Origin of the sequence: Roseibium sp. SCP15 (assembly GCF_040329435.1) — a bacterium.
Taxonomy (GTDB): domain Bacteria; phylum Pseudomonadota; class Alphaproteobacteria; order Rhizobiales; family Stappiaceae; genus Roseibium.
On record NZ_JBDZYI010000002.1, the window covers coordinates 43,556 to 65,727 of the forward strand.

Annotated in this window: 23 protein-coding genes; 12 read left to right on the plus strand and 11 right to left on the minus strand. The window is 56.2% G+C overall.

Annotation, left to right across the window (positions count from 1 at the left end; genetic code table 11):
* Positions 1-177 precede the first annotated feature (177 nt).
* Together ABLO27_RS07565 and ABLO27_RS07570 are read left to right on the plus strand one after the other, a co-directional pair.
* On the plus strand, positions 178-1,485 hold the full coding sequence (locus ABLO27_RS07565) for a UDP-glucose dehydrogenase family protein (protein WP_353031791.1): 1,308 nt from the start codon (positions 178-180) through the stop codon (positions 1,483-1,485).
* A gap of 277 nt (positions 1,486-1,762) precedes the next feature.
* Positions 1,763-2,515, plus strand: a complete 753-nt coding sequence (locus ABLO27_RS07570; protein WP_353031792.1) for a sugar transferase — start codon at positions 1,763-1,765, stop codon at positions 2,513-2,515.
* A gap of 92 nt (positions 2,516-2,607) precedes the next feature.
* On the opposite strand, the gene aroQ is transcribed toward ABLO27_RS07570, so the two are convergent.
* A complete protein-coding gene (aroQ, locus tag ABLO27_RS07575) occupies positions 2,608-3,051 on the minus strand; it encodes a type II 3-dehydroquinate dehydratase (protein WP_353031793.1) in 444 nt (147 codons plus the stop codon).
* A 199-nt stretch (positions 3,052-3,250) separates the two neighbouring features.
* On the opposite strand from aroQ, the gene ABLO27_RS07580 reads away from it, so the two are divergent.
* On the plus strand, positions 3,251-3,469 hold the full coding sequence (locus tag ABLO27_RS07580) for a hypothetical protein (protein ID WP_353031794.1): 219 nt from the start codon (positions 3,251-3,253) through the stop codon (positions 3,467-3,469).
* Between the two features lie 50 nt (positions 3,470-3,519).
* On the opposite strand, the gene ABLO27_RS07585 is transcribed toward ABLO27_RS07580, so the two are convergent.
* Positions 3,520-4,059, minus strand: a complete 540-nt coding sequence (locus ABLO27_RS07585; RefSeq protein ID WP_353031796.1) for a response regulator — start codon at positions 4,057-4,059, stop codon at positions 3,520-3,522.
* A gap of 276 nt (positions 4,060-4,335) precedes the next feature.
* Here ABLO27_RS07585 and ABLO27_RS07590 point away from each other — a divergent pair, with 276 nt between their 5' ends.
* The gene (locus ABLO27_RS07590) at positions 4,336-4,527 is read left to right on the plus strand and encodes a hypothetical protein (RefSeq protein ID WP_353031797.1); all 192 of its coding nucleotides are present in this window, start codon (positions 4,336-4,338) and stop codon (positions 4,525-4,527) included.
* 44 nt (positions 4,528-4,571) lie between these two features.
* Here ABLO27_RS07590 and ABLO27_RS07595 read toward each other — a convergent pair whose 3' ends face one another.
* The 9 genes from ABLO27_RS07595 to ccoN all read right to left on the minus strand — a co-directional run bounded on the left by ABLO27_RS07595 (position 4,572) and on the right by ccoN (position 13,363).
* The gene (locus ABLO27_RS07595; protein ID WP_353031798.1) at positions 4,572-5,237 is read right to left on the minus strand and encodes a class I SAM-dependent methyltransferase; all 666 of its coding nucleotides are present in this window, start codon (positions 5,235-5,237) and stop codon (positions 4,572-4,574) included.
* A gap of 109 nt (positions 5,238-5,346) precedes the next feature.
* A complete protein-coding gene (ccoS, locus tag ABLO27_RS07600) occupies positions 5,347-5,496 on the minus strand; it encodes a cbb3-type cytochrome oxidase assembly protein CcoS (protein WP_352939887.1) in 150 nt (49 codons plus the stop codon).
* A gap of 6 nt (positions 5,497-5,502) precedes the next feature.
* A complete protein-coding gene (locus ABLO27_RS07605; protein ID WP_353031800.1) occupies positions 5,503-7,749 on the minus strand; it encodes a cation-translocating P-type ATPase in 2,247 nt (748 codons plus the stop codon).
* Between the two features lie 10 nt (positions 7,750-7,759).
* On the minus strand, positions 7,760-8,272 hold the full coding sequence (locus ABLO27_RS07610) for a FixH family protein (protein WP_353031802.1): 513 nt from the start codon (positions 8,270-8,272) through the stop codon (positions 7,760-7,762).
* Positions 8,273-8,282: 10 nt separating this feature from the next.
* Positions 8,283-9,746, minus strand: a complete 1,464-nt coding sequence (ccoG, locus tag ABLO27_RS07615; protein ID WP_353031803.1) for a cytochrome c oxidase accessory protein CcoG — start codon at positions 9,744-9,746, stop codon at positions 8,283-8,285.
* Between the two features lie 170 nt (positions 9,747-9,916).
* Positions 9,917-10,795: a cytochrome-c oxidase, cbb3-type subunit III gene (gene ccoP / locus ABLO27_RS07620; RefSeq protein WP_353031804.1), complete on the minus strand. Its 879-nt coding sequence runs from the start codon at positions 10,793-10,795 to the stop codon at positions 9,917-9,919.
* 3 nt (positions 10,796-10,798) lie between these two features.
* Positions 10,799-10,954 (minus strand): cbb3-type cytochrome c oxidase subunit 3, encoded by a 156-nt coding sequence (locus ABLO27_RS07625; RefSeq protein WP_352939892.1) that lies wholly within the window; start codon positions 10,952-10,954, stop codon positions 10,799-10,801.
* 5 nt (positions 10,955-10,959) lie between these two features.
* A complete protein-coding gene (ccoO, locus tag ABLO27_RS07630) occupies positions 10,960-11,694 on the minus strand; it encodes a cytochrome-c oxidase, cbb3-type subunit II (RefSeq protein WP_353031805.1) in 735 nt (244 codons plus the stop codon).
* A 13-nt stretch (positions 11,695-11,707) separates the two neighbouring features.
* On the minus strand, positions 11,708-13,363 hold the full coding sequence (gene ccoN, locus ABLO27_RS07635) for a cytochrome-c oxidase, cbb3-type subunit I (RefSeq protein ID WP_417714756.1): 1,656 nt from the start codon (positions 13,361-13,363) through the stop codon (positions 11,708-11,710).
* A 542-nt stretch (positions 13,364-13,905) separates the two neighbouring features.
* On the opposite strand from ccoN, the gene glyA reads away from it, so the two are divergent.
* The 8 genes from glyA (at position 13,906) to ABLO27_RS07675 (ending at position 22,152) form a co-directional block, all read left to right on the plus strand.
* A complete protein-coding gene (gene glyA / locus ABLO27_RS07640; protein ID WP_353031807.1) occupies positions 13,906-15,228 on the plus strand; it encodes a serine hydroxymethyltransferase in 1,323 nt (440 codons plus the stop codon).
* A gap of 503 nt (positions 15,229-15,731) precedes the next feature.
* Positions 15,732-16,448 carry a GntR family transcriptional regulator gene (locus tag ABLO27_RS07645; protein WP_353031809.1) on the plus strand — a complete coding sequence of 239 codons (717 nt, stop codon included), beginning with the start codon at positions 15,732-15,734 and terminating at the stop codon, positions 16,446-16,448.
* Positions 16,445-17,458: an ADP-ribosylglycohydrolase family protein gene (locus ABLO27_RS07650; protein ID WP_353031810.1), complete on the plus strand. Its 1,014-nt coding sequence runs from the start codon at positions 16,445-16,447 to the stop codon at positions 17,456-17,458. The genes ABLO27_RS07645 and ABLO27_RS07650 overlap by 4 nt, the downstream gene beginning before the upstream one ends.
* A complete protein-coding gene (locus tag ABLO27_RS07655) occupies positions 17,455-18,372 on the plus strand; it encodes a PfkB family carbohydrate kinase (protein ID WP_353031811.1) in 918 nt (305 codons plus the stop codon). Before ABLO27_RS07650 ends, ABLO27_RS07655 begins: the two co-directional genes overlap by 4 nt.
* 47 nt (positions 18,373-18,419) lie before the next feature.
* Positions 18,420-19,451: an ABC transporter substrate-binding protein gene (locus ABLO27_RS07660; RefSeq protein WP_353031812.1), complete on the plus strand. Its 1,032-nt coding sequence runs from the start codon at positions 18,420-18,422 to the stop codon at positions 19,449-19,451.
* A gap of 36 nt (positions 19,452-19,487) precedes the next feature.
* On the plus strand, positions 19,488-20,342 hold the full coding sequence (locus tag ABLO27_RS07665) for an ABC transporter permease (protein ID WP_353033489.1): 855 nt from the start codon (positions 19,488-19,490) through the stop codon (positions 20,340-20,342).
* Complete coding sequence (locus ABLO27_RS07670) at positions 20,339-21,124, plus strand: ABC transporter permease (RefSeq protein WP_353031814.1); 786 nt, start codon at positions 20,339-20,341, stop codon at positions 21,122-21,124. Before ABLO27_RS07665 ends, ABLO27_RS07670 begins: the two co-directional genes overlap by 4 nt.
* On the plus strand, positions 21,124-22,152 hold the full coding sequence (locus ABLO27_RS07675) for an ABC transporter ATP-binding protein (protein WP_353031815.1): 1,029 nt from the start codon (positions 21,124-21,126) through the stop codon (positions 22,150-22,152). The genes ABLO27_RS07670 and ABLO27_RS07675 overlap by 1 nt, the downstream gene beginning before the upstream one ends.
* Positions 22,153-22,172: the final 20 nt, after the last annotated feature.

Genomic DNA, 22,172 nt, shown 5'->3' on the forward strand with positions numbered 1-22,172 from the left:
GCTTCCGAACTAGAGGGGGCGATATCCGGAAACGCGGCAATCTGCGCAGGTTAACGGATTGATGAGGGTAGAAATCGGCTTGCCAGTCGTGTTAGGGGCTGTGCAGCTCTTCTGTCTGAAGACGAGACGTTTTGGTCCCAGTATTTCGGGACACCTGTTTAGGAACTGGAATTCACTATGCGCGTTGCAATGATTGGGACCGGCTATGTCGGTCTTGTTTCCGGAACATGTTTTGCCGACTTTGGTCACGTGGTCACCTGCATTGACAAAGACACATCAAAAATCGATGCCTTGAACAACGGTGAAATTCCGATCTACGAGCCGGGTCTACAGGAGCTCGTCGCCAAGAATGTTGATGAAGAAAGGCTCTTTTTCACAACTGACCCAGCCGAGGCGATCAGACAGGCGGACGCGGTTTTCATAGCGGTTGGCACACCAACCCGGCGCGGCGACGGCCACGCAGATCTTTCCTACGTCTATGCGGCTTCAGAGGAAATTGCCGGACTGATCGAGGGCTTTACTGTCGTCGTCACCAAGTCAACCGTTCCTGTTGGCACCGGCGATGAAGTCGAAGCGATCATCCGGAAAACCAATCCGGATGCGGATTTTGCCGTTGTTTCCAACCCGGAGTTCCTGCGGGAAGGCGCTGCTATCAACGACTTCAAACGCCCGGATCGGGTCGTCGTCGGCACTGAAAGCAGCCGCGCGGTCGAAGTCATGCAGGAGCTCTACCGGCCGCTTTACCTCAACGAAACACCGATCATCGTCACCAAACGGCGCACCTCTGAACTTATCAAATATGCAGCAAATGCCTTCCTGGCGGTGAAAATTACCTTCATCAATGAGATTGCGGACCTGTGCGAAAAGGTCGGTGCAAACGTTCAGGAAATCTCGAGGGGCATTGGCCTCGACAACCGCATCGGCGGCAAATTCCTGCATGCCGGCCCGGGTTATGGCGGTTCCTGCTTTCCAAAGGACACGCTTGCACTTTCCAAGATCGCCGCGGACGCAGACACCGGTCTGAAAATCGTCGATTCCGTTATTGAAGTGAACGCCGCACGGAAGAAGAGAATGGCCCAAAAGGTCATCGATTTCATGGGTGGCGATGTCAGTGGCAAGACCATTGCTCTGCTCGGGCTTGCCTTCAAACCCAATACCGACGACATGCGCGATGCACCCAGCATTGACATTGTCGAGAAGCTTCAAGAAGCAGGTGCAAATTTGCGGGCGTATGACCCCGCAAGTATGGAAGAAGCCAGCAAGCTCATGTCTGGCGTTCTGTTCTGCGACGGGCCCTATCACGCAATTGAAAATGCGGATGTGGTTGTCATCGTGACCGAGTGGGACCAATTCCGCGCGCTTGATCTGGACCGCGTGAAATCTCTGGTTAAGGCACCAAAGGTCGTTGACCTCCGTAATATCTACAAGCCCGACTACATGCTTGGTCAAGGCTTTGAGTATGAAAGCGTCGGCCGCAGCTACTAGAACGGCAACACTGCTTTCACAGATACTTCTTCTCAAGGCGCCGGGCAGACATCTGTCCGGCGTTTTCGCGTCTGTCATTACAAAAGTTTAACATCCTCACTCTGCCGGAGAAGTTGCATACGCCCCCCGCAAATGGTAACCGATTTATTAACTGGCAAAATTTTTCGAGTTTGATTAACCACTTACTAACAATACCGTGGCGTAAGCGGAAACAACTCAATAGGATTAAGTCCGCACACTCTCATACGCGCGCGTCATGAGTTGAGGCTGGGGAAGCTTGGCAAACGAGACAGGCACATATGCTGCTGAAGACCGCCACCGGCAAGCTGTTGCGCTTGCCGAATATGTTGAATGGCGGCGGAAACTACGCCGAAAGTGCGTGGAATTCGGCTCTCCCCTGCCCGATGACCGGACAACAAGGCGAAAAGTCAGCAACGCCCTCAAACGTATGTTGGACATTGCCGGTGCATCGGCAGGTCTGGTGCTCCTGTTTCCACTACTGGCAGCGATCGCGATTGCGATAAAAGTGACAAGCCGTGGGCCGATCTTCTTTCGTCAGCAAAGAATTGGTCTGAACGGAAAGCCCTTCATCATCTTGAAGTTCAGGACGATGCACCAGCACTTGTGCGACACTTCAGGTGTTCTGCAAACGGTTACCGATGACCCACGCGTCACCTGGATCGGTAATTTTCTTCGCAAAAGCAATTTCGATGAACTGCCGCAACTTATCAATGTGCTCAAAGGGGAAATGTCCCTGGTTGGCCCGCGCCCTCATGTTCCGGGTATGCTTGCCGCCGGGCTCCCATACGAAGAGTTCGATCAGCGTTACATGGACAGGCATATGGTGCGGCCCGGCATAACAGGGCTGGCCCAAATCAACGGCTGCCGTGGCGAAACCAATACGGAGCTGACCGCTCGCATGCGACTTGAATACGACCTTATATATATTCGGGCACACTCTATTCCTCTCGACATAACCGTTCTTGGCAAAACGGTTGTCCGAGAGTTCTTCAAAGGCAATGGATATTGACTTTGCCGGTATGGCTTTGATCGACCTTTTCCAGGAAATTCCTACTGATTTTCAACGTTGAGCCTTCTTGGAATTTTCTGGTCAACGTGGTGTCAGCTGTCCTTCAACAGACTTGCCATATGGCGAAGCGCCAACAAGTAGCCTTCCGTTCCGCATCCGACGATCACCCCGTTTGCACGCGCGGTTACATACGAATGGTGGCGGAAACTCTCGCGCTGGTGAATGTTGGAAATGTGAACCTCGATAACAGGAAAAGTGCACATATTCAGTGCATCCAGGATGGCCACAGATGTGTGGGAATACGCTGCCGGATTGATGACAATACCACTGGCGCTCTCACGGGCTTCCTGTATCCAGTCAATGAGGTCATGTTCAGCATTACTTTGCCTGAAGACCACATTCAGCCCGGTTTCGTCGGCCTGCGCCTCACACAGTTGGCGCACATCCTCCAGGGTCTGCGAACCGTAAATTTCCGGCTGGCGCTTCCCAAGAAGATTGAGATTTGGACCGTTCAAAACATAGATCGTTTTGGCCATCAAAAATGTTCCTCACTTTGCGCAGGCACAATGTATTCATAAGGTGTATTTTTCCAGAAAATCTGCGATTTTTTGAAAAAAGTTTGTGGACGGCAACAAGGTACCAGAACAAGTTGCCACACCTGCTTGCACTTGTCAGATTTACGTACTATTAACTATAAACTTCCAAAGTGAAAGAAAATCGACTTAGCGGATTACGATGATCAAGCTGCGTGAACGGCTGGACACTCTTGAAGCTCTGATGGCTGCGATCGACGGCTACCAGCATCTTCCGATTGATGTTCTTTCCCAGTTTCTGTTGGACCACTACACCGTGGATCTGGACGTCTTGGCAGAGTTTGCAGATAATCTGGAAGCAAGCGCTGCTCAAACCGCGCAAAGCAATCCGCAATCGATCGGATCGATTGCAGCGGCATAACCGGTTACACACCGGTAAACGACTGAATTTCTTAAGAAAAGCCCGTCTGCTTATCCGATCGCGGTGACGTTTTCACCCTCATCGCCGCCTTGGGGACCTTGTCCAGGCGGTTGACCAGGCCCACCCTGCCAGATCTTCTGTCTGTTGCGGATTTCACGAGGAGCTGGCCCAAAATAGGTCGCGGTCTTGATGAAGTCCCTTGGATGCAGGATCACACTCGATACCCGCTGATAAAGCGACTTGGCCGAGATCGGTTTGGACAAAAGCTCATGAACACCGAGTCGGCGCGCTTCAACGATCCGGCTGCGCTCGGTATGGGCTGTCACCATGATGATCGGGATATAGGCAAAGGGATTGTTGGGACTGCGGATCATGCGCACCATGTCGGCCCCATCCAGAATGGGCATGACCCAATCCAGAATGAGGATATCCGGGTTCGCACGGTCCATCGCCTCGAGGCCGGATGCTCCGTCCTCGGCTTCCACAATGCGGCGTGCGCCGAAGCCCTGCAGCATCGTGCGCAGGATCGTCCGCATATAGGCACTGTCTTCGACCAGCAAAAATGTCAGAGAGGCAAGATCCAGGCTCACCTAGTCCTCCTTGTTTCCCCAAAGTCTTGACACGAAAGTCTGAACAATGAGTTAGCCCGTGATGACGCGGCCATCATTCATCCCGGCATCAAGCCCTCTCCTGCTTCGGCAAATGCCCCAACACAGCGTTTACGCCACCACCGTATATTCGGTGGCCGGTTTCACTCCTTGGTAATGTTGCGGTGAATTAACTTTTTCTCGGCAATTCAATTAACGTGACTTTCAGGGGTGCAGCCTCATGTTGCCGCCACAACAAAAACAAAAACCGAGGCCCCTTTGCCAACACTCGCAAGACCCAGTTTTCACAAGGCCGAGCATTTCGACGAGGAAAACATGTTCTCATTCGACGATGAACGGTCCCGCTCCGGCTTCGCAGAACTTCTGCGGGAAAATGCGCTGTTGATTTCAGGCATTGGCCTGGTCCTGGTCGCCGTTTGCATGGCGATTTCCATTGTTCCCGGGCATTGAGGCGCAGTCCCTTAATGCCAGAATGCTCGATCCCCAGCTGAGCGCTAGATCGGTTGATTTGCAGAAAACAGGGCGACACAGCCCATCATCTCGATGTCCACATTCTTGAACCGGCGGGACAATTCGAGTTCCAGACTCTCGCGCGTGTCGTTTTCGTTCGAGAAGATACCTTTTCCGTTGTAAATCCGCATGAGCTTACGTGCCAAGGCCGTGCGGGAGACATTGCCCTGCAGAATGGTTGCACCGAACAGAGTTCCGTCTTCCGCCAAATGCGGTTTCAGATGGTCGAAGAGGACCGACTTTTCCGTCATTGTTCCCGGTAGACAGTGCAACAGATAATTTATGCCAATCGACCGAAATGACCCCAGCTGCCTGAGCCACGGAACGAGCGCATCTGCGCGTATCTTGTTCGGCTCGTATCTTGCGATTCTGGAAGCCGCCTTTTCCAGGCAGGCTTCGTTGGGGTCCATGAGCGTTATCTTCGGGGAGGAAACTGGAAATGTTGCCTTGTCGAGGAAGAAACCTGTGCCGACACCGACATCCAGATGATCTGCCGACAGATTTCGATTGTAGAGAGCTGTCAGAAACTCACTCGGACATCTCCAGATGAAGCGGTTCGAAAGTCCAAGAACAAGCGTATCGTATATTGCCAGCGACAACTTGGAATACGCGGCATAGCCGGGCTTGTGAGCATCGGGAAACCGCTTCATGAGAACTCTCCCTGACATTTCAGCAATGCCGGACCTTAGACAGAGGCCCCGTACACGTCATGATAATTTGAGTGAATACTCCGAAACCACCTGACCTCGTTCCAGGAAATCAATCCGGCAGGTCATCATCGTCCAGAATGCGCCATTTAGCACCTTCAAGATCGTCATACTGACCGCTTTTCAGTGACCATAGGAAAGCCACCAGCCCCAGCCCTCCGAGAAACAATGCGATCGGGATCAGGTAAATCAGAACGTCCATGAACGATTATCCTCGCAGCCCCCGATTTGAGTTGTCTTCGGAACCTGATGACTGGCTCCGATTAACCTCTCCCCAGCGCAGTTTCAAGGCATTTGCTGTCACGGCAAGCGAAGAAGCAGACATGGCGACCGCCGCCATGAGCGGTGTCACAAAACCGGCAACGGCGATCGGCACGGCGATAACGTTGTACAGCGCCGAAATCCAGAGGTTCTGCTCGATCGCAGCCCGGGCTTTCCTGGAAAGCCGCAGGGCGTCTGCAACCGGCATGAGCTTTTCACCAAGGAACACCGCATCGGCAGCAGCCTGGCTCAGATGAACAGCCGAAACTGGCGACAGTGACACGTGGGCACCTGCAAGGGCCGGCGCATCATTAAGACCATCACCAACCATCAGCACCTTGCGGCCCTGACGTTGCAACTCTTCCAGGCGCGCAATCTTCTGGGCAGGTTTCATACCAGCGCGCCAATCTGCGACCTCAAGCGTTTTGGCACAATCGGCAACAGCAGGTTCGGTGTCGCCGGACAAGATCTCAATCTTATAGCCCTCTTCGAGGAGAAGTCTGATGACCTGCGGGGCGTCCGGGCGAAGACGCTGGCGGAATGCAAGAAGGTGGACCGGTCTGTTGCCAAAACGAATTGCGAGAAGCGAAGCCCCGGGTGTTGCCTGAAGCGCCTGCGCAACATCTTCCTGCCGGGCACCGCAATAAAGCGGACTACCCAGACGCAACAGGTCGCCGTCAACAATTGTTTCCAGCCCTGCACCGGAAACCTCTTCGACATTGGGCAGCGGAACCAACGCTCCGGTTGCTTTCACGAGAGCTGCCGAAAGCGGGTGGCGGCTTGCAAGCGCAAGACGGCCCGCCAAAGCGATCACGTGGTCATCAGGGTCCAGAGTTCCACATAGGTCAGGCTCGGCAAGCGTAAGCGTCCCGGTCTTGTCGAAGAGGATGGTGTCAATATCCGACAGCCGTTCGATGGCATCTCCAGAGTTCAGCAAGATACCGCTTCTGAAGAGCTGCCCGGAGGCAACAACCTGAACTGCAGGGACGGCCAGACCAAGTGCACAGGGACACGTGATGATCAAAACGGAGATGGAAATCACCAGAGCCGGTTGCCATGACAACCCTGCAAGCAGCCACCCAAGGAAAGTCAGAGCAGCCGCCCCATGAACCAGGGGGGCGTACAGACGCGCTGCTCGATCTGCAATCCGGACATACTTCGACTTCGCCTGTGAAGCCGCTTCGAGCAAACGGTTGACTTCGTCGAGCAATGTTGCCCCTGATGCAGCCTCGACGCGCACCTGAAGAGCCCCTGCTCCATTCAATGTGCCGGCATAGACACGCTGCCCGGGCTTCACCGGGACCAAAACGCTCTCGCCGGTGACGAGACTCTGATCGATTTCCGACTGGCCCGTTTCCACGACGCCATCAATCGGAACACGCTCGCCGCCGGATACCAGCACAAGGTCGCCTGAATTGACCTTGGAAAGCGGCACTTCCCTCACGGTTCCATCAGGATTGATCCTCGCGGCGACCTCCGCCTTCAGCGCGGCAATGTTTTCGGCAAACGAGCGCGTGCGACCGCGCATGTTGTGGTCGAGATAACGGCCGACCAGCAGGAAGAACAGCAGCATCACGGCTGATTCAAAATAGGCATGATGCTGGTGCTGCAGGGTTTGCACGACGGAGAGGGCAACGGCCAAAAACACACCGATGACAATCGGAACGTCCATGTTCAAACGCCCTGCAGCAAGGGCGTTAAAAGCACTTTTGACAAAGGGGCGCCCGGCATAGGCAACCGTCGGCAAGGCAATCAGCGCCGAGAGCCAATGGAAAAAGTCCCTCGTTTCCGGCGTGATGTCGGTAGCATTGCCCGACCAAACCGACACCGACAGAAGCATGATGTTCATGCCGGCAAAGCCTGCAACCGCGAGACAGCGCAACAACTGCTTGCCGGTCTTGTCCTGGCGTTCCTTCTGGCTCGCAGGATCAAAAGGGTGCGCGGTATAGCCGAGCCGTGCCAGTTCGGAGACGATTTCATCGGCGCCGGTCTGGTCTTCAACCCAGTCCACTGCCAGCCTTTGGCTTGTAAGGTTGACCCGTGCGGTCCGAATTCCCGGCAGTCGTTTCAATCCGCGCTCGATCTCCCCCATGCACGCAGCACAGGTGATCCCGTCAACGGCGAGGTCCATATGAACCGCACCGTCTTTTCCGGGTGTGACAAATGCCTGCCAATCGCGCTGATGAACCGTCACGGCCTCTGCCTCAGTCTTTCAGGAAAATCCGGTTTTCGGATTTGAACACCCTTTTGCCGTCCTGCTCGATTTCCAGAACAAGTGTCCAATTACCGGAATACACCTTGTCGAGTGTCCCGACATAGCGTCCACCGCCATCGGCGTTCAGGATCACTTCAACATCCGCAGTTTGCTGCGCGGGATGTTGCAGAGTTGCCTGAACGTCTACGCCATATAGCGGAGTGCCTTCGGCATCAGCCGCCGTGACCCGCAGCTGATGTTCGGTCTCACCGACAGGAACAAATTCGCTGGCGACCTGCCAATTGAGTCGTTCCTGAGCTTTCGCAGCAGCAATTTCGCTGTTGTAGTTCTGGCCAGCCTCATATGAGCTTTCCACCACCACGCCCGGGAACGACCCGAGCGCGAGATAGATGAAAATTGCGTTGGCTATGAAAATCACTGCAAAGAAGCCAATCAGCCAGGCCAGAACCGTCTTGCCTGTGATGGGTTTGGGTTCTTTTGCATTTGTCTGAACCATCGTCATCCTGAACTCCTCAAGGCTTGCCTGGGGCTTTGAAGGTGTCTTTGGTAGTGACCACTTCCCCCATCACACTTTCGGTAATGCGGAAGGTCACTGGCGTCGAATGAGGCATATCCACCCAAGGAGGAGACGTTACAAGAACGCGTACTTCCCGGGTAGTGTCCGGCCCGACTTCGATGATCGGCCTACCTGCAAAGGTGGATTCCGCTCCGACAGCTTCAACCAGCGTGTTCGAGGGCATGCCTTCGACATGCAGCATGAAACTACGCGCGTGACGGCGCTTGTTCGACAAGCGCACCGTGTAGCCGTTGCGAACAGTGCCGTCGGATTGCTCGACGAAGACCGGGTTGCGATCATGCAACACGCTGATGTCGGCAAAATCCCGATTCAGCAATGTGAACAACATGATGGCACCGACGACCGCGATGATGGCAACGTAGATGACCGTACGAACCCGAACGAACTCATATACGGGCTCCTTGCCTTCAAGGCGGCGCTCGATGTTTTCGTCAGTGTCGTAAGCGATCAAGCCGGTCGGTTTACCGATCTTGGTCATGATGTTGTCGCACGCGTCGATGCAAAGACCGCACTGGATACAATCCAGCTGCATTCCCTTGCGAATGTCGACGCCGGTCGGGCAGACCTGGAAGCACTGGAAGCAGTCAATGCAGTCACCAGCCGGAAGACCCTGCGCCGCGAGCTTCTTGTTCTGCTTCAGCGACCCGCGCGGTTCGCCTCTGTCCCAGCGATAGGTCACATTCAGCGCTTTTTCGTCTGTCAGCGCTGCCTGAATGCGCGGCCAGGGACACATGTAGATACAGACCTGCTCGCGCATGAAACCTGCAAGCAGATACGTGGTCGACGTCAGGATCAGGATCCAGATATAGGCGATCATCGGCGCCTGGAAGGTCAACAGCTGCCAGACGAGGGTCGGTGCGTCATTGAAGTAGAGCACCCAGGCACCCCCGGTCCACCAGGCTATCATCAACCAGAAAAAATGCTTTGTGGCGCGTTTACGGACCTTGCTGAAGGTCCAAGGGTCCTTGTCGAGCGCGATGCGTTCACGCCGGTCACCCTCGACCTTCCGCTCGACCCAGAGAAACAAGTCGGTCCAGACAGTTTGTGGGCAAAGGTAGCCGCACCAGATCCGGCCCGCGACCGCGTTCATCAGAAACAGTGCCACGGCCGCTATGATCAGCAGACCGGTGAGGTAGTAGACCTCCTGCGGCCAAATCTCGATGAAGAAGAAGTAAGCCCTGGCATTTTCCATATCGATCAGAACCGCCTGCCCGGGTGCGTCCGGTCCGCGGTCATAGCGGATGAAAGGCAGGAAGTAATAAATGCCAAGCGTTATGAATAGTATCGTCCACTTGATCCTACGGAAAGTTCCGTGGGTCGCCATGGGATAGATCTTTTTGGCAGACTCGAACCAAGTATCCGGATTCCCGCCCTCATGCGTATCGGTGTCCGTAGACATACCGTCCGTCCTCTTTCACGCGATCCTGCCCCAATAGGATCCTGGATAACCAATTTGCCACTGCTCAGTTACAGCGTGGTCTTAAATTAATCCGGCGCAAAGCGTCACACTTTGCGCCGGATCAATAGCTTCAGGCTTTCCGGCGCATATTCCGCACCTTCCCAGCCAATTTACTGACCACCGCCGAAGGAGTGGACATAGACCGTCAGCGACTTGATCGTTGCCGGATCGAGGCGCTCGTTCCAGGCCGGCATCACGCCATTGCGAGCGTTGAACACCTGCTCTTTGATGTCCGCAAGCGTCTTGCCATAGAGGTAGTTGGCGGACATCAGGCTCGGTGCGCCGACTTCCTGGATACCTTCCAGATTGTCGCCGTGACATGCCGCACAATTGTCCTCGTAGAGAACCTGACCGGCCGCCAGATCGACGCCCTCATCCGTTTCCAGACCGGCGCGGGACGCGACGAAGTTGGAAACCTGATTGATCTCGTCGCGGCTCAGCAACTCGTCGCGGCCGAATGCGGGCATGTCGCCGACACGCGTGTCGTCGTTATCCGTCCGGATGCCGTAGAGAAGCGTGGTGTGGATGTCATCCAGCGTACCGCCCCAGATCCAGGTATCGTCCTGGAGGTTCGGATAACCTTCAGCACCCGTGCCGCCCGTGCCGTGACACGGTGCACAGTTGTCACCGAATGCCGCCTGTCCGCTGGCGAGTGCGAACTGAAGCAACTCCTGATCCTTGGAAATGTCCTCAAGAGACGTCGCCACGATCTTGTCGGCAAACTCGGATTGCTCAGCTATGCCCTTTTCATAGGCAGCGACAGCTTCTTCACGCTGGTTTGAGCCCAAAAGACCGTGAGTGTATCCGTTGACCAACGGCCACGCCGGATAGAGCACCCAATAGATCACCGCCCATACGATGGTGACATAAAAGAGGTAGAGCCACCATCTCGGCAACGGGTTGTTCAGTTCCTTCAGACCATCCCATTCGTGGCCGGTCGTCTCGACCCCGGAGATTTGGTCGATTTCCTTTTTATGTGAATCCGCCATGGATCAATCCTCCCGGAGCGGGATGTGGGCAGCATCGTCGAACTTTTTACGGTTCTTCGGCCACAGAGCGTAGGCCAGGACAATGCCGAACAGGATCACGAAGTAGACCAAGCCCCAGGTCTGGGCGAAGCCCGCAAAAGCGTTATACGTTTCGTTCATCGCCTTTACCTCGAGTTTGCCTTGTCGTCGTAGATGGAGAAGTCAACCATGGTGCCCAGCACCTGGAGATAGGCAACAAGAGCGTCCATCTCCGTAACTTCCTTCGGATTGCCGTCAAAATCGCGGACGGTGGCTGTCGGCCAGCGCTCCTCGAATGCGTAGGCAGCGTCCGAATCCGGCATGGCCTGTCCGACGAGATCAGACTTCGCATTGGCAATCTGCTCATCCGTGTAAGGCACGCCAACAACGGTGTTGACCGTCAGAGCCGCCTGGGCATCCCGCGTGTTCAGCCTGTTTTCCGCCAAGAACGGATAACCGGGCATGATCGATGCGGGGACCAGTGAGCGCGGGTTGATCAGGTGCTCGACGTGCCAATCGTCAGAGTACTTGCCACCAACTCGCGCAAGATCCGGCCCGGTACGCTTGGAGCCCCACTGGAACGGATGGTCATACATGCTTTCCGCTGCCAGCGAGTAGTTGCCGTAGCGCGCAAGTTCATCACGCATCGGACGGATCATCTGCGAGTGGCAGAGATAGCAACCTTCGCGGATGTAGATGTCGCGACCGGCGAGTTCGAGAGGCGTATAGGGCCTCATGCCCTCCGTCTTCTCGATCGTGCTCTTCAGGTAGAAGAGCGGAGCAATCTCGACCAGGCCGCCAATGGCGACCACGATCAGAATACCGACCAGAAGGACGAAGGAGTTCTTTTCGAAGACTTCGTGTTTTTTCCAAAGTGACATTGTTGTCCCTCCCTTATTCGGCCGGAGCCAGGGAGCCAGCCGGCGCGGCATCGGCTTCTTCAGCCTCGCCATGACGGACGGTCATCCAGAGATTGTAGGCCATGATCAGAGCGCCGAGCACGAAGAGCGCACCGCCCAAGGCACGGATGATGTAGAAGGGATGCATCGCTTCCACGGTCTCGACGAAGGAATACTCCAGGAAGCCGAGGCTGTCGTAAGCGCGCCACATCAGACCCTGCATGATACCGGAGACCCACATCGCCGTGATGTAGAGCACGATACCGATCGTCGACAACCAGAAGTGCCAGTCAACCAGACGCAGGGAATACAGCCGCTTCTTGTTGTACAACCACGGGATCAGGCAGTAGAGCGCACCGAAGGAAATGTAGCCAACCCAGCCGAGTGCACCGGAATGCACGTGACCAATGGTCCAGTCCGTGTAGTGCGACAGGGAGTTGACCGAGCGCAGGCTCATCAGCGGACCTTCGAAGGTCGACATGCCGTAGAAGGCAACAGACACGACCATCATACGCAGAACCGGATCGGTTCTCAGCTTGTCCCATGCTCCTGAGAGCGTCATCAGACCGTTGATCATACCGCCCCATGACGGCATCCAAAGGATGATGGAGAACGTCGCGCCGAGCGTGGAAGCCCATTGCGGCAGAGCTGTGTAATGCAGATGGTGAGGACCCGCCCAGATGTAGAGGAAGATCAGCGCCCAGAAGTGAATGATGGACAGACGGTAAGAATAGACCGGCCGCTCAGCACGTTTTGGGATGAAGTAGTACATGATGGCCAGGAAGCCGGCGGTCAGGAAGAAGCCCACCGCATTGTGGCCGTACCACCACTGAACCATCGCATCCTGAACACCTGCCCAGACGATGTAGGATTTGGTCGAGTAAATCGAAACCGGGATCGTCAGGTTGTTGATGATGTGCAACATGGCGATCGTGACGATGAACGCCAGATAGAACCAGTTTGCTACATAGATGTGCGGTTCCTTGCGCTTCCACAGCGTGCCGAGGAACAAGAACAGATAGAAGACCCAGACGATGGTCAGCCACAGGTCGGCATACCATTCCGGCTCAGCGTATTCCTTACTCTGGGTGACACCGAGCAAATAGCCGGTTCCCGCAATAAGGATGAACACATTGTATCCCAGGATCACGAACCAGGGCAGGATCTTGCCTGGCATGCGAACACGGCAGGTCCGCTGAACGACGTACATGGACGTTGCCAGCAGTACGTTACCGCCAAACGCAAAAATCACCGCGGAGGTGTGCAGCGGACGCAGGCGGCCGAAGTTGGTCCAGGGGAGATCAAAGTTCAATGCCGGCCAGGCCAGCTGAAGTGCGATGATCAACCCTACGGTGAAACCTGCAATACCCCAGAACATCGCCGCGATTGCGCCGAATTTCACAGGGCCGAGATTGTAGTTGGGTTTTCCGTCGATTTCGGCAGGGATCGGTTCGCCGCCATCGTCGAAATAGTTCTTGAAAATAAGAAACACGCTGACCGCGGCAAAGAATGCCCCGATACCAGCGTGAAATGCCATGACCTGATCAAAGGTCTTACCTGCCACGATTAGGCAGACAAATGCGAGCAGCACAAGGAAGATGGCGAAACCACCCTCCTCGAGCGAGACCATATTGGTCTTTTTATGTGCCATTTTAGCGCCCCAGTCCTTAGAATCCATACAAGGTGCCAACGATGGCACGACCATGCGCACGACTCCTTTTGAGCCGCGTTGATTCATATCAAGAGGGGTCTTACTGCATTCAAAGATGTGAAAGTTGCATGCAGAATGTCGCATGCCCCGGGCAGAGTGTCCCAATAGTAGTTTTGCGTACCCGGCCAGGTGCTCGCAATTGAGCCAAAAATTCCCCTCCGGGCAAAACCTTAACATGCATCATTGCGAAAATCCCGGACCAGATTTCCACGGATTTTCAACGGTGTCGCAGATAAGCGCTCCGCAGCACCACCCTTTCAAATTGCATCCGCAGAGTTTTCACCTCCCGTCCAAAATGCAGCGCTTCGGGCACGCCGTTTTCCGACGTGAACGGTTTTGGAACTCGGTTAAGCCTCTGCCTCAAAGCAAATCGGACCACTTGCTGCCCAACCGTCTCCGCCTGCACTTTCTCAGGAAATTCGGAATTGCAGATTCGCCTGCAAAAGATCACTGTTGTTCCAATACGCATTGGAGAACCTTAAATGTCTGCACATGAGCTCCGCCCCTGGTTACCGGACACCGTGGCGCGCCGGATAGACGGCATTACCGACAACACCCGGACCATGACTTCGGAGCAGATAAACATCCGGATAGACGCTCTGGTGGAGGAGAACCGCGCGATCCACGAAAGGGATTGTTTCAATCTCAATCCGGCAACCAATGTCATGAACCCGAAGGCCGAGGCGTTGCTGGCCAGTGGTCTCGGCTCGCGGCCGTCACTCGGCTATCCAGGTGACAAGTACGAAATGGGACTGGAGGCGATCGAAGAAATCGAGGTCATTGCGGCGAACCTTGCCTGTGAAGTCTTCAATTCGCGATACGCGGAAATCAGGGTTGGTTCTGGAGCGCTTGCCAATCTTTATTCTTTCATGGCGACCTGCGCGCCCGGTGACACCATCATCGCGCCGCCGGCTTCCGTCGGCGGGCATGTGACACATCATACTCCCGGCTGCGCCGGGCTCTACGGGCTGAAAATCCACGAAGCGCCGATTGACCAAGATGGTTACACGATTGATCTGGAGGGGCTCCGCAAGCAAGCGCTGGAACTTCGACCGAAGCTTATCACCATCGGCATGAGCCTGAACCTGTTCCCTCACCCGGTTTCCGAGATCAGGGCAATCGCAGATGAAGTTGGCGCCTATGTTCTGTTCGATGCAGCTCATCAATGCGGGATGATTGCAGGTGGTGTCTTCGCCGATCCTCTGGCTGAAGGTGCTCACCTGATGACGATGAGCACCTACAAGAGCCTAGGAGGACCGGCAGGAGGCCTGATCGTCACCAACGAACAAGCGCTGTCGAAAAAACTCGATGCGATTGCCTTTCCCGGCCTGACAGCCAATTTCGATGTTGCCAAGTCCGCCGCACTCGCGGTCTCCCTTCTGGACTGGCGCGACTTCGGCGCACCCTATGCAGAAAAAATGGTCGCCACAGCAGCAGCGCTTGCCGCGGCTCTGTCAGCGGAGCGGCTTCCGGTCTATTCAACCAAGAATGGCCCTACGGCCTCTCATCAGTTTGCGCTGGAAGCTGCTGCTTTCGGAGGCGGTCAGGCTGCCTCGAAAAAACTCCGCAAAGCGGGTTTTCTGGCCTGCGGTATCGGCCTGCCCCTCCCGCCGCTTGATGGAGACATGAATGGATTGCGGTTCGGGACGCCTGAACTCGTGCGCTGGGGCATGGATGAAAACGACATGACGCAACTCGCCCGCATGATTGCAGAAGCGTTGCGATCAAACGACCCGGAACCGATGGCCGAGCGCGTCAGCGAATGGCGCCGGAGTTTCAAGACGCTGCACTTCATCCGAACCTGATTCATGGAAAACAGAACGGCAGTGGATGCCTCTGCCGTTCCGGGGTCGGCAACAACGAAACAACTGTCTTGAGCGCAAAAGCCTTCTGGAGGCTGGAGCGTAAATGCCGCTTCACGGTTGACCAGTGTTTCCTCCTCACCATTGCCGTTCTCGCGAAGCGATGGGTCGAAAGACAACCTGTACCTAACCTGTCCCTTACGAAGGTCACTTTTTACCCCTCACCTGTTCCATCCTTTTCAATGCTGGGATCTAAAATTTATCCATTGCGTCTCAATTGCGCTTTCAGCTGAATCAAAAAAACCTTCAAGTATAATCAAGTGGCTTCTAAGCTTCTATTATTTATAGAAAATCAGTCACAAACCGTCTATCAACCAAGGCAGAATTCTGCGTAAATATCCAAGCGGGAAACTTCGCAGAAAGTCTCTCCTCATGGCCTCACGGGGAAATCTTCTTGACAAATCCAAACGTCACGATGAAAGTACAAGTAGGAACAGGTACTCAATATGAAAGCAGCAAAGAACATCGGCCTCCCCAAGGCGGAACAACTGGCCCAGACGATCGAGCGGGAGATCCGCGAAGGCCGGTTCGGCCATGGGGATCAGCTTGAGAGCGAAGGCGCCCTCATGCGCCGGTTCTCCGTCAGCCGAAACACCGTCCGACGCGGTCTGGAGAAGCTTTCCCGGCAAGGGCTTATCACGACGCGCACGGGGATCGGCTCGTTCGTCACTTACGACGGGACGACAATCGACAGCAATCTCGGCTGGACCGTCGCCCTTTCGGAAGGTGAAGGCGCAATCGAAACCCGACTTCTATCGCTTGAACGGGCTCCGAGCTCCGAAGCGAATGCATCGCTGAATATCGACACCGATTACCTTTGCCTGGACCGCCTCCGTTTCTGTCAGAAAGCAAATTGCGGCATTTCACTGGAGCGTAGCCGCCTTCCTTGGAGACCGGAATTCGAGACCGTCCTGCGCGAGGGACTGCACGGTGACTCCCTCAGCGAAACACTGAATGAATTCGGACTTGTCGCAGCCAGCGGTGAAGAGATGGCGGATGTCGTTCCAGCCCTGTCAGGAGCTGATGCAGCCATCATGAAACGCCCTGTCGGCGATCCCATGCTTCGTCTTCGACGCATTACACGCTGCGCTGACGGCTCGGCGCTTGAGTATGTCGAGAGCCTTCTGGATCCGGCACGCTTTGGTTTGAGGATATCGTTTTGACCTCTCAGATGGACAGAGCCATGGGTGCACTTGCCGGTGTCGCTCTGGGGGATGCGCTTGGAATGCCCGCGCAGACACTCCAGAGACCGGACATCGTGTCTGCCTATGGCCGCATCTCTGATTTTGTCGCCCCTTATTCCGGTCATCCGGTGTCTCACGGTCTCACCTCCGCTCAGGTGACCGACGATACCGAGCAGACATTGCTTCTGGCGAAATTGCTGATCGCAAACCCGGACGGGTTTGACGACCACCTCTGGGCGCAAACCTTGCTCGAATGGGAAGCCGATGTTCGCGCTCGCGGGCTTCTGGATCTGCTCGGTCCTTCGTCCAAGTCCGCTCTGGAGGCACTGGCGGCCGGTACATCTGTAAAAGAGACCGGCAAGAACGGTACGACCAACGGGGCTGCGATGCGCATTGCGCCGGTCGGGGTCATGATGCCCGCCGATGACACTGCCGGTCTTGTCGAAAAGGTAGTGGAGGCCTGCCAGGTCACGCACTCTTCGCGAGAGGCCATAGCTGCGGCTTCGGCCGTCGCGATGACAATCAGCCAGGGACTGGATGGCTCAAGCCTGGAGGCCGCGCTGCCCAAGGCGCTGGAAGCCTGCAAACTGGGCAGTAGCAAGGGACACCCTGTTGGCGAAGCCCATATGGATGCACGGATAACTGACGCCATTGAGGCTGCGGCAACCGGTGGAGAAGAGGCCTTGCTGAAGACCGCCGGCAATTCCGTCGCCAGCCGTGAATCCGTCGCAGCTGCATTCGGCATCGCCTGGCTCGCCAAGGATGATCCGTGGCAGGTGGCTCTTCTGGCGGCAAATTTCGGTGACGACACCGACACCATTGGCGCGATTGCATGTTCCATGGTTGGCGCCTGCACAGGGCTTGCCGCCTTTCCTGCCGACAAGATCAACCGGGTTCTGGAAGTCAACCACCTCGATCTGGAACCGATCGCCGGGTCGTTGCTGCACATTCGCAATGAAAAATCCGATCGCCGGAGGACCGCGCCATGACCGCTCGAATGGTCCAGCTGTCCGGCGTGATCGTTGATCTGATCTACACCGTCGAACAAGTGCCACTGCCCGGCACCGAAGCGATTGTCCATGACAGCACGCTGACGGCCGGTGGCGGCATAAATGCGATGATTGCCGCGCGCCGCACCGGCGTTGCAGTGGACTATGCCGGGACGCTTGGCACGGGACCGCTTTCAGACATCGTGGAAAAGGCACTCAAGGCAGAAGAGATCGGATTGTTGCGACCGCGTCTGAAGGACATGGACCAGGGTTGCTGCACCGTCCTTGTCGACCGGGATGGAGAGCGAAGCTTTATTGCCGCGCCGGGCGCAGATGGCGTTGTCCGCAGCGAAGACCTGGCGAGGATCCAGGTGCGAGCCGATGACTGGTTTCTCATTTCCGGTTACGCGCTCGGTTACGCTGGAAGCCACGCGGCACTTACCGAATGGCTTGCGCACCCGCCCGAAGGCCTTCAACTGGTCTTCGACCCCTGCCCGCTCGTGGCCCAGATCAAGCCGGCTGCACGGGAAGCCGCTATGCATGCCGCCACATGGATCACAGCCAATCAAAACGAAGCGGAGTTTCTGACGGGAGTTGCAGATCCGGCCAAGGCTGCTTCATCCCTGGCGAAAGGGCGTGCGGGAGGCGCACTGGTTCGCATGGGGGCTGATGGATGTTGGTTTGCGGAGGCCAATGGCGAGTGCATTCATCTGCCGGGCCACCGGGTAGAGGCAATTGATACGAACGGCGCCGGGGACGCGCATACAGGTGCCTTCATCGCCTTGGTTTCCCGTGGAGAAGCGCCGCTGGAGGCGGCGAAAATTGCCAATGTTTGTGCCGCCCTTTCGACCACAAGGGAAGGCCCCGCAACAGCACCGATCCTGAATACGGCACTGGAGGCAATGGGCCGGTAGTTCGCATCTGCGCCGGTCCGAAAGTCATTCTGATACAGGAGGAAAGAATGAAAAGACTGCTATTGACCACGGCAATGGCGCTTGCTGCTCAAAGCGCGTTTGCCGATGAAATTCGAGTCCTGAACTGGCAAGGTTACGGCACCGATCTCGACTGGTCGCTGGAAGCCTTTGCTGAGGCGACCGGGCACACGGTGGTTCATGAATACTTCACGTCCGAACAGGAGATGCTGACCAAGCTGCGCACCAATCCCGGCGCCTATGATGTCGTCCTGATCAACGCGGCTTACACGGCGCGGGCAAAGGACGAAGGCCTGATTTCTCCGATCGACAGTTCCAAAATCCCGAACTTTGTCGATCTGGATCCCAATCTGGCTGAAAACGAGGACCTCAACCCCGGTGGCGAACTTTATGGCGTTCCATGGACCTGGGGCCTGACATCGCTTGCGGTCAATGCCAACGAGTTTTCCGAAGTTCCCACATCACTTTCGGTCCTTTGGGACCCTGCGTTGAAAGGAAGGGTCTCCATTCGGGACGATGGTCTGGAAGCGGTTCAGTTTGCTGCAATGGCAACCGGCCAGAACATCAACGACATACAGGATATGGACGCGGTCAAGGAGAAACTGACCGAACTGCTGCCACAGATCACCACGTTCTGGGGGTCGGAGAACGACTGGAACCAGTACATGGCTTCGGGTGAATTTGCGGTAGCGACCTATTGGTCCGGCTCGGCGTCACGCTCCATTGCCAAGGGTCTGCCGATCACGTTCGTTGTGGCTGAAGAAGGCGCCATCGGCTGGCTGGACGGCCTTTCTGTTCCTTCGACATCGGAACACAAGGACGCGGCCTACGCCTTTATTAACTGGATGATCGATCCGGAATTCTACGTGAAGTGGGATGCCGAAGGCGCACCTGCAACGTCAAATGCAAAGGCAGCCGCCGGCCTTCCCGAAACAAGCTTCAATCGCAAGGTCCTGGGTGATCCGGCAACCGTTGCCAAGGTCCAGTTCATGCGGCCGGTCTCCGATGAAGACCGCGAGACTTACCTGAAGCTCTGGCAAGGCCTGAAAGCCAACCAGTAACGGCTGATCAAAGGGAGACGGGAAGTCGTGAGCACCATGATGGCGCGTGAAGACCGGACACGAGCGCTTATGCTTCTCTCTCCGGCTTACATCTGGCTGACGGTCGCGGTTTTTCTGCCGCTTTCGGCCATGGCCTATTTCAGCTTTCTGTCAGACGTGCCGTTCGGCGAACGCGAATGGCACGTCACGCTGGACAACTACCGGGAATTTCTTGAAACGGGCACCTATGCGACCCTGCTCTGGAAATCTCTGAAGCTTGGGCTGACGGTGACGGCCTTCTCGGTCGTCATCGGTTTTCCTTGCGCGTTCGTATTGGCCAAGGTGATCCGCGGGCGGTCTCGGGAAGCACTATTTCTTCTCGTCATCCTGCCTTTCTGGTCCAACTCGCTTGTCCGCATATTCTCCTGGGCCATCGTATTGCGCGGCAATGGTGTCCTGAACACCGCCGTCAATGCAATCCTGCCTTGGGACGTGCACGTAAATCTGATGTTCAGCCCGACGGCCATCGTGATCGGGCTGGTCCATTCCTACCTTCCCTATGTCATCCTGACCTCGTATCTGGCGCTTCAGGCCATTGACGATACGCTGATCGAGGCCGCCCGATCGATGGGAGCTCCGCGCAGAACAATCCTGACCCGCCTGATCCTGCCCCTGGCAGCCCCTGGCATCATTGCCGGAGCGGTCCTGATCTTCGTGCCAGTAGTCGGCTCGTTCATGGAACCACGCCTTCTGGGCGGCCGTTTCGGCACTTATTACGGCACGGTGATCGAGGATCAGTTCGTGGCCGTCTTCAACTGGCCTCTGGGAGCTGCACTGTCCTTCATTCTCCTGGCCGTGGTGCTGGCTATCCTGGCTGCCTTCAGCCCGATCCTCAGGAGAGCCCAGACATGAGCAACCGTTTTCTTGCCGGCCTTGGCCGCGTCTACGTGGCCTTGATCCTGGTGTTTCTGTACGCGCCGATCCTGGTGATGGCGGCCATGTCCTTCAACGCCTCGGAATTCTACCAGCTGCCTTTCAGCTTTTCGACGGAATGGTACGAGAGACTTTGGCGAAACAGCGAGATACTCGCTGCGGCGTGGCGTTCGGTCTGGATTGCGGTCATCGTGACCATTGTCGCGACGAGCCTGGGCACCGCCGCCTCGGTCGCGCTTTTCCGGTACGAGTTTCGCGGCAAGAAGGTCCTGCAGGTGTTGCTGTTCCCACCAATTGCGATTCCGTGGCTGATTACCGGTACGGCCATGCTGGTGTTTTTCTTCGGCATCGGCCTTGGCCGCGGCACGCCCGCAGTCATTATCGGTCACGTTGCGCTGGCCCTGCCCTATGTCATCGTCGTCGTGACGGCCCGGCTCACCACATTCGATCGCACGCTGGAAGAAGCGGCGCGCTCTCTTGGAGCCTCTCCCTGGAAAGTGACCCGCTCTGTGACCATTCCCTGGATCCTGCCAGGTATCATTGCCGGTGGACTGTTCGCCTTTGCCGTCAGCTTCGATCAGTTCGTGGTCTCCTACTTCCTTTCGGAACCGGGCGACAGCACCCTGCCGGTGTTGATCTACACCTCGATCCGCAAAGGCTTCACGCCTGAAATCAACGCAATTTCAACGATAATCATAGCGGCCTCCATGAGCATCATGCTTCTTGCCGCGCGCTACTCGAACTTTGGAGGAGAACGCTGATGGCCGAAGTCAGGGTTGAAAAGCTGATCAAGTCCTATGGTGCCCTGAAAGCCCTTAACGACGTGTCGCTGACCTTTCCCGATGGCGGGTTCTTCGGACTTCTGGGCCCCTCCGGCAGCGGCAAGACCACTTTGCTGCGCGCCATTGCAGGGTTCGTGATACCGGATACCGGCCGCGTGATCATCGGTGAACAGCCCGTCGAGAATGTTCCCGTGGAGCATCGTGAAATCGGCATGGTTTTTCAGAACTATGCGCTGTTTCCAAACATGAGCGTTGCAGACAACGTCGCCTTCGGGCTGGAGGTACGCAAGGTGCCGTCCGCCGATCGCAAGAAACGGGTGGCAGAAGCCCTGGAGCTTGTGCAACTCGGACATCTGGGCGAGCGGAAACCACACCAGCTTTCTGGCGGGCAAAGGCAACGTGTCGCCATGGCCCGCGCCATTGTCACCCAGCCGCGTGTGCTGTTGCTTGATGAGCCGCTTTCCGCGCTCGACAAGGCCTTGCGGGTCGACATGCAGATCGAACTCAAGCGAATCCAACGCGAGATCGGGATCACGACGATCTTTGTCACGCATGACCAGGAAGAGGCACTGACGCTATCGGACCAGATCGGCATCCTGAAGGATGGCCGCGTCATAAGGCACGGTCCGCCACGCGCCGTTTATGACGACCCCAGGGACGAATTCACTGCACGTTTTCTGGGCGAAGCCAATCTCTTTACCGGTACACCGGAAGACGGCGGCCTCCGGCTGCGTGACGGAAGCCTGATTGCAGGAACCAAAGCAGAGAAGATCGCTGTCAGACCCGAAAACCTGGAAATTTCCGAGACTGAACCAAACACACCGAACCGACTGAAAGCCCAATTGGTTCAACGGGTGTTCGGCGGGGCCATGGGAACCTGCATCATCAATTGGCAGGGAGAAACAATCAAAGTCATCGGCCGGGATAAGGATCTGCAAGGTCTTTCGGACACAGGCCCCGTCTGGATTTCTTGGGCTGCCGAACGGACGGTCGAGCTGCAAGCGTGAGGTTGATTGCGATCGAGGGA